The following is a 13,810-nucleotide window of genomic DNA, read 5'->3' as shown; positions in this document are numbered from 1 at the left end:
CACCTCAGTGCCGGCGCGCAACGCTGTCCGGCTCCTATCGCCGCCGACAATTTGTGATCTTGTCGTGCACCGTGCGGGAACCGCGCCGACTGTTTCCGAAAAGGCCTCAGCCAACGGTCGATCATGAGCACTCTTTGTCTTTCCCGCCGCCGCCGCAACAACAGCGCGGTCGAGTCGCGCGCCGTTGACGGGCGTGACCGGGGGCGGGTCGCGTGCCCGACCGTTGCCGCCGCCGGGTTAGTCTGCGGGTTCACCAGGTCCGCGCAGCCGGCGACGGTACGGCGGCCACCGGACGAGGATCGAGAAGGTGTATCTCAAGAGCCTGACGGTGAAGGGGTTCAAGTCCTTCGCCTCCGCCACGACGTTGAAGCTGGAGCCCGGGATCACCTGTGTGGTGGGCCCGAACGGCTCCGGCAAGTCGAACGTCGTCGACGCCATCGCCTGGGTGCTCGGCGAGCAGGGGGCCAAGGCGCTGCGCGGCGGCAAGATGGAGGACGTGATCTTCGCCGGCACCGCCGGTCGCGCGCCGCTGGGTCGCGCCGAGGTCACCCTCACCATCGACAACACCGACGGCGCGTTGCCGATCGAGTACACCGAGGTGTCCATCACCCGCCGGATGTTCCGCTCCGGCGAGAGCGAGTACGAGATCAACGGCAACTCCTGCCGACTTCTGGACATCCAGGAACTGCTCTCCGACTCCGGCATCGGCCGCGAGATGCACATCATCGTCGGCCAGGGCCGGCTCGACGGCATGCTGCACGCCAAGCCGGAGGACCGCAGGGCGTTCATCGAGGAGGCAGCGGGCGTCCTCAAGCACCGCAAGCGCAAAGAGAAGGCGCTGCGCAAGCTCGACGCGATGCAGGTGAACCTCAACCGGCTCACCGACCTCACCGCCGAGCTGCGCCGCCAGCTCAAGCCGCTGGGCCGGCAGGCCGAGGTGGCCCGGCGTGCCGCCGCCATCCAGGCCAACCTGCGCGACGCCCGGCTGCGGCTGCTCGCCGACGACCTGGCCACCCTGCGCACCACCCTCGATCGGGAGATCGCCGACGAGACGGCGCTGCGGGAGCGTCGCGAGCAGGTCGAGGCCGAGCACGCCGAGGTGCAGGGCCGGCTCGGTGAGCTGGAGGCCGCGCTGGCCGAGGACGCCCCGCTGCTCGCCGCCGCCCAGGACACCTGGTACAAGCTCTCCGCCCTGCAGGAACGCTTCCGCTCGATCGAACAGCTGGCCCGGGAGCGGCTGCGGCACCTGAGCACCACCGGCGACGACGAGCGGACCGGTCGCGACCCGGACCAGCTCGACGCCGAGGCGGAGCGGGTGCGTGAGCAGGAGGAGGAGCTGCGCGCGGCGCTCACCGACGACCAGATCCGCCTGGCCGAGGCCGTGGAGCACCGCCAGGAGCTGGAACGGCAGCTCGCCGCCGCCGAACGGGAGCTGGTGGCCGCCGCCAAGGCCATCGCGGACCGGCGGGAGGGCATGGCCCGGCTCACCGGCCAGGTCAACTCGGCCCGCACCCGGACCACCAGCGCCGCCGAGGAGATCGAACGGCTCGCCGTCGCACACGCCGACGCGCTGGGCCGCGCCGAGCAGGCGCAGGCCGACCTGGACGCGGTGGCCGCGCAGTCCACCGAGGCGGACCGGGACAACGCGGGCCTCGACGCCCGGCACGCCGAGGCGGTCGGCGTGCAGGACCGGGCCCAGGCCACCGTCCGGTCGCTGGCCGACGCCGAGCGGGCGGCGGAGAAGGACGCCGCCACCTGGAAGGCCCGAGAGGAGGCGCTCGCCTCGGGCCTGCGGCGCAAGGACGGCGCCGGTGCGCTGCTCGCCCGCGCCGGGGACGTGAGCGGCCTGCTCGGCAGCCTCGCCGGGCTGCTCACCGTGGCACCGGGGAACGAGGCCGCGCTGGCCGCCGCGCTCGGCGGCCTCGCCGACGCGGTCGCGGTCAGCGGGGTGGACGAGGCCGTCGAGGCCATGCGGCTGCTGAAGATCTCCGACGCCGGTCGGGCCGGCCTGCTGGTCGGCAGCCCGGCCGGTCCCGGCATGACCGGCTCCGCCGACGCTCTGCGTCCGAAGCTGCCCGAGGGCGCCCGGTGGGCACCCGACCTGGTCGAGTGCGGCGCCGAACTGCGCCCCGCCGTGCACCGGGCGCTGCGCGACGTGGCGCTCGTCGACGATCTGGACGCCGCCGCCGAGCTGGTCGCCGGCAACCCCGAACTGCGTGCCGTGACGCCCGACGGGGACGTGGTCGGGGCGTACGCGGCGGCCGGCGGGTCGGCCAAGGCCCCCAGCTACATCGAGGTGCAGGCCGCCGTCGAGGAGGCCCGTACGAACCGGCTCACCGCCGAGCGCACCGGGACGGAGCTGCGCGACCAGCTCGTCGAGGCGCGCGCCGAGGTGGCGGCCGCCAAGGAGGCCGTGCAGCACGCCGCCGCCGAGAAGCGCGAGGCGGAGAGCCACCGCAACGCCGCCGCCCGCCGGCTGGCCGAGCTGGGGGCGGCGGCCCGCTCGGCCAAGGCGGAGACCGACCGGCTCGGGGACTCGCGGGCTCGCGCCGAGGCGGCCCGGCAGCGGGACCTCGCCGCACTCGACGAGCTGGAGGAGCGGCTGCGGCTGGCCGAGGAGACCCCGGTCGACGCCGAGCCCTCCGCCGAGGAACGCGACCAGCTCGCCGCCACGGTGCCGCAGGCACGGCAGAACGAACTGGAGGTCCGGCTCGCGGTGCGAACCGCCGAGGAGCGCGTCTCGTCGATCGCCGGCCGGGCCGACTCACTGTCCCGGCAGGCCACCGCGGAGCGGGCCGCCCGGGAGCGCGCCGCGGCCCGGCGGGCCGCGCGCACCCGGGGCGCGGGGATCGCCCGGGCCGTCGTCGGCGGCGCGAGGGAGGCGCTCACCCGACTCACCACCTCGATCGCGGCGGCCGAGGAGCACCGCGACGCCGTGGCCCGGGAGCGGGCCTCCCGCGAGGCGGAGCTCCAGGAGGTACGCGGGGCGGCCAAGCGGTTCGGCGCGGAGCTGGAGCGGCTGACCAGCCAGGTGCACCGGGACGAGGTCGCCCGCGCCGAGCAGCGGCTGCGCATCGAGCAGCTGGAGGCGAAGGCGGCCGAGGACTTCGGGCTGGACGTGGAGACCCTGGTCGCCGAGTACGGTCCCACCCAGCCCGTACCGCCCACCCAGGCCGACGTGGCGGCGGCTGAGCGCGACGGCCTGCCGGTGCCCGAGCCGGTCGGATACGAGCGGCCGGTGCAGGAGAAGCGGGCTGCCAAGGCGGAACGCGAACTGGCCCTGCTCGGCAAGGTCAACCCGCTCGCGTTGGAGGAGTTCGCCGCGCTGGAGGAGCGCTTCAAGTTCCTCTCCGAGCAGCTGGAGGATCTCAAGGCCACCCGGCGGGACCTGCTCACCGTGGTCAAGGACGTGGACGAGCGGATCCTCGAGGTCTTCGCCAGCGCGTTCGAGGACACCGCCCGGGAGTTCGAGCAGGTGTTCACCGTGCTCTTTCCCGGCGGCGAGGGCCGGCTGATCCTCACCGAACCCGACGACCTGCTCACCACCGGCGTCGAGGTGGAGGCCCGGCCGCCCGGCAAGAAGATCAAGCGGCTCTCCCTGCTCTCCGGTGGCGAGCGGTCGCTGACCGCGGTGGCCATGTTGGTGGCGATCTTCCGTGCCCGACCCAGCCCGTTCTACATCATGGACGAGGTGGAGGCGGCGCTGGACGACGTGAACCTGGGTCGACTGATCATGTTGCTGGCACAGTTGCGGGAGAAGAGCCAACTGATCGTCATCACGCACCAGAAGCGGACCATGGAGATCGCGGACGCGCTCTACGGCGTGACCATGCGCAGTGGGGTCACCCAGGTGATCAGCCAACGGCTCAACCGGGCCGACGAGGACGAGCAGCGGTACGGCCGCGGCGAGGAGAACAGGTAGTGGCTCGGGCACGCGCGACAGCGCTCCTGCTGGATCTGGACGGCGTGCTGCGCCGCTTCGACCCGGCGGTGGCCGCCGGGGTGGAGCGGGAGTACGGTCTCGCCGACGGCGTGCTCACCGAGATCGCCATGCAGTGGGGGCGGCTCCGGCCGGTGCTCACCGGCCAGGTCAGCCACGCCGACTGGATGAGCAGCGTGGCCGACGCGCTGGCCGAGCCGGCCGGCGGCCCGGACCGGGCCCGGGAGGCGGTCGAGCAGTGGCAGCGCTACCGGGGTGAGGTGGACACCGAGGTGCGCGACCTCGTCCGGGAGGTTCGCGACGGCGGCATCACGGTCGGCCTGGCCACCAACGCCACCGACCTGCTCGACGCCGACCTGGCAGCGCTCGGCCTGGCCGACGAGGTGGACGTGGTGGTGAACTCCTCGACGCTCGGGGTGCACAAGCCGGCCCCGGAGTATTTCCAGGCGGCCTGTGCGGCACTGGACACTCCTCCGGCACGGGTGCTCTTCGTCGACGACGAGGACTGGGCCGTGCGGGGCGCCCGGTCGGCCGGGCTGTCGGCGCACCGGTGGGGCGGCACCGCCGACCTGCGCTATCTGCGGGCGGCGCTGGCCTACTGAGCGGCCCTCCCGTGGCGGTGTCGGGGAGGTGGCGGCATCCGGACCGGACCGATGCGGCCCCACCACCGATCCGTTCCGGGTCAGCGGGGTCAGTCGCCGGTCACGCCGTCGATCCGCTCGCGGATCAGGTCGGCGTGCCCGTTGTGCCGGGCGTACTCCTCGATCATGTGCACGTACGCCCAGCGCAGGTTGAAGGTGCGCGCGGCGCCGTCGCCGCGGGTGAGGGTGAACGTCTCGTCCAGGGAGCGGCCCGCGGTCACGGCGCGGGCCGCTTCGACCTCGGCCCGGAAGGTGGCGAAGGCCGCCTCCGGGTCGGCGCCGGACGCGGCGTGGAAGTCGGCGTCGTTGTCGGTGTCGTAGTCATACAGGTCGGGCAGGTCCTCACCGGCGAAGCGCTGCCGGAACCAGGAGCGTTCGACGTCGGTCATGTGCAGGACCAGCCCGAGCAGGGTCAGGCCGGACGGCTCGACGCTCGCCTGCCGCACCTGCTCGACACCGAGGCCGGCGCACTTGAGCAGCAGGGTGTCGCGGTGGTAGTCGAGCCAGCCCTCCAGCATGGTGCGCTCGTCACCGGTGTAGGGCTCGTGCTTGCGGTCGATCTCGGGCGCTCTCCACGTCGTCATCCGGCCATCCTGCGGTCGGGGTACGACAGACGCGACCACTTTTTTTTCAGGGGACGACGACGACCGGCCAGCGGCCGGCGCGGACCAGCCGGGTCGCGACCGAGCCGACGAGCCGGTGACCGGCCTGCTCGGAGGCACCGACCACCACCATGTCGGCCTGGCTCTCGTCGGCTGCCGCGCACAGCTCGGCGTACGCGTCACCACGTCGGCAGAGGAACGTCAGCGGCACGTTCAGCTCCTCGGCCCCGCGACGGCACTCCTTGCGCAGCTCGTCGGCCAGCTCGTCGTGGGTGCGCTGCACCGCGCCGGCGTCCATCCCGGGCACCAGGGCGCTCAGCCCGCTCGCCGAGCTGACGAACACCACCACCAGCGCGGCGCCCTGCCGGCGGGCCAGGCCGGCGGCGTACCAGCCGGCCCGCTCGGAGGTGCGGGTGCCGTCCACGCCGACCAGGACCACCCGGGGCCCGTCCGTGCCGCGTTCGAAGGGCAGCGGACGGGTCCGGGGGCCGTACTCCTCGCGGTCCGGTGCTCCCACGCTCATGGCGGTCACCTCACCTCTGCTCGCCGGTGCGGACCACGGCGGCCGCGGCGCCGGCCGCGACGGTCGACTCGCGGTCGACCTCGTCGCCGACCGGGTCGCCGTTGTGCAGCCGCAGCGGCACCTCCCTGATGAAACTCACCGCGATCAGCGCGATGAGCGCGAACGGGGCGGCGGTCAGGAAGATGTCGCCGGCGCCGTGGCCGTACGCGCTCTCCACCACCGCGCGCAGCGGGCCGGGAAGGGTGTGCACGTCGGGCAGGACACCGCCGCCACCCGAACTGGACGCCGGGATCCCGAGCTGGGTCAGCCCCTCGGCCGTGTAGTCCTTGACCTTGTGCGCGAGCACCGCGCCGAGGGCGGCGACGCCGATCGCGCCGCCGAGGCTGCGGAAGAACGCCACCACCGAGCTGGCCGCGCCCAGCTCGTGCGGGCCGACGGTGTTCTGCACGGCGAGCACGAGGTTCTGCATGGTCATGCCCAGGCCGACGCCGACCAGCACCATGTAGACGCTGAGCAGGGCGAAGCTGGTGTCCGCGCGCAGCGTGCCCAGCAGTGCGAAGCCGATGGTGAGCAGCGCCGAGCCGATCACCAGGAACCGCTTCCAGCGGCCGGTACGCGTGATGATCCGCCCGACCAGCGTCGAGGCGACCAGCAGGCCCAGGATCATCGGCAGGGTCATCAGGCCGGACCTGGTCGGGCTCTGGCCGCGGCTGATCTGGAAGTACTGGCCGAGGAAGATCGACGCACCGAACATGCCCACGCCGACCGCGATGCTGGCGATGACGGCCAGGGTGATGGTGCGGTTGCGGAACAGCCGTGGCGGGATCATCGGTTCGGCGGCCCGGGTCTCCACCCGGATCGCCAGCGCGCCGAGCACCAGCGCGCCGAGCACCATGGCGGCGGTCTGCCAGGAGGCCCAGGCGAAGACGTCGCCGGCTAGCGAGACCCAGATCAGCAGCATCGAGACGGCCGCGGTGATGAGGGTGGCGCCCCACCAGTCGATCTGCGCCTTCCGCTTGACCACCGGGAGGTGCAGGGTCTTCTGGAGCACCACCAGCGCGGCGATGGCGAACGGCACGCCGACGTAGAAGCACCAGCGCCAGCCGAGCCAGGAGGTGTCCACGATCACGCCGCCGATCAGCGGGCCGCCGATGGTGCCGACGGCCATCACGGCGCCGAGGTAGCCGCTGTAGCGGCCGCGCTCGCGCGGCGCGATCATGGTTGCCATGATCACCTGGGCCAGTGCGGTGAGACCACCGGCGCCGATGCCCTGGACCACCCGGCAGGCGATCAGCTCACCGGTGCCCTGCGCGGCGCCGGCCAGCACCGAGCCCAGCACGTAGATCCCCAGGGAGAGCTGGACCAGGACCTTCTTGCTGGTCAGGTCGGCGAGCTTGCCCCAGATCGGGGTGGTCGCGGTGATCGCGAGCAGTGCCGACGTCACGACCCAGGTGTACGCGGACTGGCCGCCGTGCAGTTCGGTGATGATCCGCGGCAGCGCGTTCGAGACGACCGTGGAGGAGAGGATCGCGACGAACATGCCCAGCAGCAGGCCGGAGAGTGCCTCCAGGATCTGCCGGTGGGTCATGTCGACGCCGGTCGCCCGGGTGGGCGCTGTCGCCTGGCTCATCGTTGCTGCCTCCGGGTGGAGTCGAGGTGGAACGGCGGGGGGTATCCGCCTGGGAGTTGCCTGAAGCAACCGTAAGCCTTGGTTGCCTCAAGCAACAACTTGTCGGACCCGAAAGACATTCCCCGGCGACCGGGCCGGGGTCAGGAGTCGTTGAACCGGCCGAGCAGGCGCGCGAACTCCTCGACATCCCGCACCGGCCAGCCGTCCAGAGCCCGCAGGAACTCGCCGAGCCGAGCCGCCCGGGCCACGTCGAACCGGCGCTTGCCCTCCTCGGTGAGGCTGATCTGCGCCGCCCTGCGGTCACTCGGATCGGGGTCGCGCCGGACCAGACCGAGCACCTCCAGCCCGTTGATCTGCCGGCTCAACGTCCCCTTGCCCACGCCGAGCCGCGCCGCCAGCTCGGTCAACCGGATCGACCCACTGCGCCACAGCCAGAGCAGCAACCCGTAGGTGTTCGGTTCGAGGGTCGGATGCACCTCCCGGGCAATCTCCCAGGAGACCGCCCGACCACGACGCAGCAGGGCGGTCAGCTCGTGCTCGACCGCCCGGATCGGCTCCGGCAGGTGCTCGTCCACGGGCTAGAGACTACGACGGGGCCGGATCAGGCGTCGCCGGAGAGGCGTCGGGCCATCACCGGACGTAGCCGACCGTCGGTCGTGGTGCCCTCGATGGTCACCTCCGCCGCACGGCCCTGGTGGGTCAGGGTGCCCACCGCGTTGCCGAAGTAGGGGCCGGCCAGCTTGTTCCAGCGCACCGCCGGACGGCGGACACCGGCCGAGCGGGCCAGCGCCCGGGTGGCCCCGGCCGGGCCGGACGACCAGCCCAACCGCATCAGCGGACGGACGGCGGCCGGGACCTGGTTGTGGATCGGCGAACAGGTGAGCTGGTGCACCGGGGTGACCACCGCCGGGTCGCCGAAGCGGGCCCGCGCCACGTACGAGTGGTGCACGTCCCCGGAGAGCACGCTGATCGACGCCGGCGGGGCGTACGCGGGCCCGGCGCCGACCCGGGCGCCCGGCCGAGCCGGCGTGCCGGTGCCGATCCGGGCGAAGGTCGCCCCGAGTGCGTCGAAGGAGCGCCGGAAGGCCGCCCAGTGCTCCAGGTCCAACGCGCGACGCAGCTTCTCCGCCCCGCGGGCCACCCACGGGCGGCGCGAATCGGCCAGCTTCTCGTTCCACGCCTCGATGTGGTGGATGCCCTGCGGCAGCAGCCAGGGCAGCGAGGCGCCGACCACCAGGTGGTCGTAGACCCCGTGCGCCTGGTCGAGGAACCAGGACCACTCGCCCGGCGGCAGCATCGCCCGGCTGCCCGGGTCGAGCACCCGGCTGCCCCGGTTGTCGAGCATGACGAGCCGGGTCCGGCCCAGGTCGAGTGCGTAGCTCCACTGGTACTGCACCGCCCGCCACCGGTCGGTGTCGTGCGCCAGGTCGGACTCCTGGTCGACCCGGTGGCCGAAGTCGCGCAGCACGCCGGTGGCGTCCTCGGCGGCGGCCACCTTGGCGAAGACCGGGTCGGCGGCGATCTCGTCCGGGGAGAGGTTGCCCAGGTGCTGGTAGACCCAGTAGGAGGCGAGCCCGCTGCCGATCCGCTCGGCCCACCAGGGCTGCTCGCGCACCTCCGTCCGCCAGGACGCCGACGTGTTCCAGTCGTCGATGATCTCGTGGTCGTCGAAGATCATCACGCTGGGCACCGTGGAGAGCAGCCAGCGGATCTCCGGATCCCGCCAGGACTCCAGGTAGAGCTTGGTGTACTCGTCGAAGCTCACCACCTGGTCGGCCGGCGCGCCCTTCGGCCGGCGCCGCCGCCGTTTGAGCAGCCGCCGCATCGTCGGCGAGGTCTCGTCGGCATAGACCTGGTCGCCGAGCAGGACCAGCAGGTCGGGCCGCACCGCCTGCTCCGGGTCGGCCATCAACCGCCGGGCGTACGCGTCCAGCGCGTCCGGCGGGAGCTTGCGGGTGGTCGCGTGCTGGGTGGTCTCCCGGCACGAGCCGAAGAGCAGGCTGACCGGCTGGTCCCGGTCGTCGGCGGCCCGCGTGCGGATCACGCTCGGCGGAAAGCCGGTGCTCGGCACCGGCCAGACCAGCTCACCGTCGACCAGCACCTCGTAGGTCGTCGCGCTGTCCGGGGTGAGCCCCTCCACCACCACGAGCGCGTAGTGGTGGTCGTACGCCGAGAAGGTGGGTGCGGTGCCGGTGGCGCCGTGCGCGGTGCGGACGGTGACCACGGCGGGCGCCGCCGTCTCCACCCAGACGGTCGCCCGAGTGTCCACCACTCGCCGCAGAAGTGGGCCGATGAGCAGGTGTGCGGCGGGCATGCGGCCGAGCCTACCGCCGGTTCCTGGCACCATCCGGGGTGCGGTGCCTGGGACGCCATCGCCGCCATCTGACAGGATTCCGGCATGGCCGAATATCTCGTCCTCGCTCTGGTCCTGCTCGGTGTGTTGATCGCCGGCACAGTCGGGCTGGTCGTGCCGCGCCTGCGGCGGCGGCCCGAGCCTCCGCTGCCGCGCACCGAGGTCGACACCCGGGCCGAGGAGGATCTCGCCGGCCCGCCGGTGGAGGCACCCGAGTCCGATCTGTCCACCGGTGTCCTGGTCGAGCCGCCGCCGGTCATCGAGGCGCCCGCGCCGACCGTGGAGGTGCCCGAGCCCACCGCCGGGCGGCTGGTCCGGCTGCGCTCGCGGCTGTCCCGCTCACAGAACGTCTTCGGCAAGGGGCTCCTCGGCCTGCTCGCCCGGGACCACCTCGACGAGGACGCCTGGGAGGAGATCGAGGACAGCCTGATCACCGCCGACGTCGGCGTCGACGCCACCCGCGAGATCGTCGACCGGCTGCGCGAACGGACCCGGGTGCTGGGCACCCGCTCGGCCGCCGAGCTGCACGCGCTGCTCGCCGCCGAGCTGGTCAACGCGCTCGACCCGAGCCTGGACAGGTCCCTGCGGACCGCCCCGAAGGACGGCGTCCCGGCGGTGCTGCTGGTCGTCGGCGTGAACGGCGCCGGCAAGACGACCACGTGCGGCAAGATCGCCCGGGTGCTGGTGGCCGACGGCCGTACCGTGCTGCTCGGCGCGGCCGACACCTTCCGGGCCGCCGCCGCCGACCAGCTCGAGACCTGGGGCTCGCGGGTCGGCGCGGAGACCGTCCGCGGCCCGGAGGGCGCCGACCCGGCCAGCGTCGCCTTCGACGCGGTCAAGCGCGGCATCGACACCGGCGTGGACACCGTGCTCATCGACACCGCCGGTCGCCTGCAGAACAAGATCGGCCTGATGGACGAGCTGGGCAAGGTCAAGCGGGTGGTGGAGAAACAGGGCCCGATCGACGAGACACTGCTCATCCTGGACGCCACCACAGGGCAGAACGGCCTGGAACAGGCCCGGGTCTTCACCGAGGTGGTCAACGTGACCGGCGTGGTGCTGAGCAAGCTCGACGGCACCGCGAAGGGCGGCATCGTGATCGCCGTGCAGCGCAAGCTCGGCATCCCGGTGAAACTCGTCGGCCTCGGTGAGGGCAAGGACGACCTTGCTCCGTTCGACCCGGCGCAGTTCGTCGACGCGCTCCTGGGGACCGAGGCCGCCGGACGGGACGCGTAGTCTCGGGTGACCAGTGACGATCGCGCGTACGCGGGCTGGCGTGAGCCCGGCCACCCCTCGCAGCGCCTCGGGAGACCGTACGTGACTTCGCAGGAGATCCCGCTGCACGGCGGCAACGTGAGCACCGTCGTCCGGGTCGGGGACACGGTCCGCCGCAACGCCGGGCCGTGGACGCCGTCCGTGCACGCCCTGCTGCGGCACCTGGAGTACGTCGGGTTCACCGGCGCTCCCCGCGCGCTCGGGATGGACGAGCGCAACCGCGAGGTGCTGTCGTACCTGGAGGGGGAGTGCGGGGAGTACCCGCTCGCCGCGCACTGGGTTACCGACGAGGCGCTGGTCACCGTCGCCACCATGCTGCGGATGTTCCACGACGCGCAGTACGGCTTCACCCCGCCGCAGCAGGCGGTCTGGCGCTCGTTCGGGCCGCCGCCGCCGGACACCGAGGTGATCTGCCACCACGACGCCGCGCCGCACAACGTGATCTGGCGGCCGGACGGCACGCTCGGGCTGATCGACTTCGACCTCGCCTCGCCCGGCGCCCGGATCTACGACGTCGCGTACGCGGCGTGGACCTGGGTGCCGATCTTCGCCGACCGGGACTCGATCACGCTGGGCTGGAAGCGCCCGGACCGGCCACGGCGGTTGCGGCTCTTCGCCGACGCGTACGGGCTGATCCCCCGGGACCGGCACCGGCTCATCCGGACCATCCGCAAGCGGATCGTCGACCACGTCGAGGGGATCCGCCGGATGGCCGCCGCCGGTGAGCCGGCGTTCGTTCGGATCGTGCACAAGGGGCACCTGCGCCGGCCCATGCGCGACCTGCGGTTGCTCGACTACGAGCGGGTCGCGCTGGAGAACGCGCTGCGCTGAGCCGGTCAGTCGACGTGACCGGCCGCTCAGCCATCGACGTACGACGTCCGGCCGATCCACCACCGTCCATGCTGCCGACGGTGCGGTTCTCGTCACACGTACGAAACAACCCGTCACCGAACGGAAACCGGTCGGAGACCACGGGCGAAACAGCCGGCAACGAAGCTTCCGCGCAACCGGCTGACCGGCGATGCTGCCAGGTTCCAGTCGGATGGGAGGACTTCCACACCGAGAGGAGGCAGCGTGGAGATCAATACCGGCAACACCGCCTGGTTGCTCTTGTCGTCTGCGCTCGTGCTGCTCATGACGCCCGGTCTGGCCCTGTTCTACGGCGGGCTGAACCGGTCCAAGGGCGTGCTCAACATGATGATGATGAGCTTCTCCGCGATCGGGCTCATCTCCGTTCTTTGGGTTGTCTACGGCTTCACCCTGGCGTTCGGCACGAACAGCAACGCCGGGGCCAACAACGTGATCGGCAGCTTCAGCCAGTACTTCGGCACCCAGACCAACTTCATCGGCGAGGAGTGGCTCTTCCTCGGCGCGGGGACCGGCATCCCCACGTACGTCTTCATGGTCTTCCAGATGATGTTCGCGATCATCACGGTCGCCCTGATCAGCGGCGCGGTCTCCGACCGGTTGAAGTTCTCCGGCTGGCTGCTGTTCGCGTTCGCCTGGTTCACGCTGGTCTACCTGCCGGTGGCGCACTGGGTGTGGGGCGGCGGCTTCATCGGCTCCAAGATCAAGGCGCTGGACTTCGCCGGCGGCACCGCCGTACACATCAACGCCGGCGCCGCGGCGCTCGGCCTGGTGCTGATCCTCGGCAAGCGCGTCGGCTGGCCCCGGGAGAGCTTCAAGCCGCACAACGTGCCGCTGGTGGCGCTGGGCGCCGGGCTGCTCTGGTTCGGCTGGTTCGGCTTCAACGCCGGCTCGGAGCTGACCGTCGACGGCACCACCGCCGTCGCCTTCGTCAACACCCAGGTCGCCACCGCCGCCGGCGTGCTCGGCTGGGTCGTGGTGGAGTGGATCCGCAGCGGCAAACCGACCCTGGTCGGCGCGTCCTCCGGCGCCATCGCCGGCCTGGTGGCCATCACCCCGGCGTGTGGCTTCATCGCCCCCCTGCCGTCGGTGCTGCTCGGCGTCGTCGCCGGTGCGGTCTGCGCCTACGCGGTGAGCCTGAAGTACAAGCTCGGCTTCGACGACTCCCTCGACGTGGTGGGCGTGCACTTCGTCGCCGGCTGGATCGGGTCGCTGTCCATCGGCTTCTTCGCCACCCTCCAGGTCAACTCGGCGATCGAGGGCCTGGGCGCCAGCGAGGGCCTGTTCTACGGCGGCGGGGTGACCCAGCTCGGCCGGCAGGCGCTGGCCAGCGGCATCGTGTCGGTCTACTCGTTCGGGGTGGCGGCACTGATCGCCCTCGCGGTCAAGGCTGTGATCGGTCTGCGGGCCAACCCCGAGGACGAGGTCGCCGGCATCGACGTCGCCGAGCACGCGGAGAGCGCGTACGACCTGTCGCCCACCACCGGCAGCAGTGGCGGAGGCGCCTTCGCGATGGCCGGGCTCGCCGGCACCAGGCCGGCCGACGAGCCGGCGACGCCGGCCGAGTCGCCCAGCGGTCCGGTCAGCGAGAAGGTCGCCGGTTAACGTTCCTGAGATGGAGGGGTTGGACATGAAGCTGGTGACCGCGGTCATCAAGCCGTACCAGCTGGACGCGGTGAAGGAGGCTCTGCACGCCCTCGGGGTGGCTGGGCTGACCGTCAGCGAGGTCCAGGGGTACGGGCGGCAGAAGGGGCACACCGAGGTCTACCGGGGTGCCGAGTACACGGTCGAGTTCCTGCCCAAGATCCGGGTCGAGGTGCTCACCGACGAGATCGACGTGGACAAGATCGTGGAGGCGATCGTCGGTGCCGCCCGCACCGGCAAGATCGGCGACGGCAAGGTCTGGGTGACCGGTGTCGAGGAGGTCGTCCGGGTGCGTACCGGCGAACGCGGCCTCGACGCGCTGTAGGGGAGCCCAC

11 protein-coding genes are annotated in these 13,810 nt (G+C 72.2%); 6 read left to right on the top strand and 5 right to left on the bottom strand.

Features of this window, described 5'->3' with window-relative positions:
* Positions 1 to 307: 307 nt before the first annotated feature.
* Together smc and ACLJN9_RS20575 are read left to right on the top strand one after the other, a co-directional pair.
* A complete protein-coding gene (gene smc, locus ACLJN9_RS20580) occupies positions 308 to 3,922 on the top strand; it encodes a chromosome segregation protein SMC (protein ID WP_410813084.1) in 3,615 nt (1,204 codons plus the stop codon).
* Positions 3,922 to 4,542 (top strand): HAD family hydrolase, encoded by a 621-nt coding sequence (locus ACLJN9_RS20575; protein WP_410813083.1) that lies wholly within the window; start codon positions 3,922 to 3,924, stop codon positions 4,540 to 4,542. The genes smc and ACLJN9_RS20575 overlap by 1 nt, the downstream gene beginning before the upstream one ends.
* A gap of 89 nt (positions 4,543 to 4,631) precedes the next feature.
* Here ACLJN9_RS20575 and ACLJN9_RS20570 read toward each other — a convergent pair whose 3' ends face one another.
* The 5 genes from ACLJN9_RS20570 to ACLJN9_RS20550 all read right to left on the bottom strand — a co-directional run bounded on the left by ACLJN9_RS20570 (position 4,632) and on the right by ACLJN9_RS20550 (position 9,650).
* Positions 4,632 to 5,165, bottom strand: a complete 534-nt coding sequence (locus ACLJN9_RS20570) for a DinB family protein (RefSeq protein WP_410813082.1) — start codon at positions 5,163 to 5,165, stop codon at positions 4,632 to 4,634.
* Between the two features lie 46 nt (positions 5,166 to 5,211).
* Positions 5,212 to 5,706 carry a universal stress protein gene (locus ACLJN9_RS20565; RefSeq protein WP_410813081.1) on the bottom strand — a complete coding sequence of 165 codons (495 nt, stop codon included), beginning with the start codon at positions 5,704 to 5,706 and terminating at the stop codon, positions 5,212 to 5,214.
* Between the two features lie 10 nt (positions 5,707 to 5,716).
* Complete coding sequence (locus ACLJN9_RS20560; RefSeq protein WP_410813080.1) at positions 5,717 to 7,336, bottom strand: MDR family MFS transporter; 1,620 nt, start codon at positions 7,334 to 7,336, stop codon at positions 5,717 to 5,719.
* A gap of 140 nt (positions 7,337 to 7,476) precedes the next feature.
* Positions 7,477 to 7,911, bottom strand: coding sequence for a MarR family winged helix-turn-helix transcriptional regulator (locus ACLJN9_RS20555; RefSeq protein WP_410813079.1), 435 nt, complete (start codon positions 7,909 to 7,911; stop codon positions 7,477 to 7,479).
* Positions 7,912 to 7,937: 26 nt separating this feature from the next.
* On the bottom strand, positions 7,938 to 9,650 hold the full coding sequence (locus ACLJN9_RS20550) for an alkaline phosphatase D family protein (RefSeq protein WP_410813078.1): 1,713 nt from the start codon (positions 9,648 to 9,650) through the stop codon (positions 7,938 to 7,940).
* An 84-nt stretch (positions 9,651 to 9,734) separates the two neighbouring features.
* On the opposite strand from ACLJN9_RS20550, the gene ftsY reads away from it, so the two are divergent.
* The 4 genes from ftsY (at position 9,735) to ACLJN9_RS20530 (ending at position 13,800) form a co-directional block, all read left to right on the top strand.
* A complete protein-coding gene (ftsY, locus tag ACLJN9_RS20545) occupies positions 9,735 to 10,925 on the top strand; it encodes a signal recognition particle-docking protein FtsY (RefSeq protein WP_410813077.1) in 1,191 nt (396 codons plus the stop codon).
* A gap of 6 nt (positions 10,926 to 10,931) precedes the next feature.
* Complete coding sequence (locus ACLJN9_RS20540) at positions 10,932 to 11,795, top strand: aminoglycoside phosphotransferase family protein (protein WP_410813076.1); 864 nt, start codon at positions 10,932 to 10,934, stop codon at positions 11,793 to 11,795.
* 243 nt (positions 11,796 to 12,038) lie between these two features.
* Positions 12,039 to 13,436 carry an ammonium transporter gene (locus ACLJN9_RS20535; RefSeq protein WP_410813075.1) on the top strand — a complete coding sequence of 466 codons (1,398 nt, stop codon included), beginning with the start codon at positions 12,039 to 12,041 and terminating at the stop codon, positions 13,434 to 13,436.
* A gap of 25 nt (positions 13,437 to 13,461) precedes the next feature.
* Positions 13,462 to 13,800: a P-II family nitrogen regulator gene (locus tag ACLJN9_RS20530; protein ID WP_410813318.1), complete on the top strand. Its 339-nt coding sequence runs from the start codon at positions 13,462 to 13,464 to the stop codon at positions 13,798 to 13,800.
* Positions 13,801 to 13,810 lie beyond the last annotated feature (10 nt).

It is taken from the genome of Micromonospora sp. 067-2 (assembly GCF_046549295.1).
Taxonomy (GTDB): Bacteria; Actinomycetota; Actinomycetes; order Mycobacteriales; family Micromonosporaceae; genus Micromonospora.
Note: the sequence above shows the minus strand (reverse complement) of the source record. Positions and strands in the feature narration are given on the sequence as shown.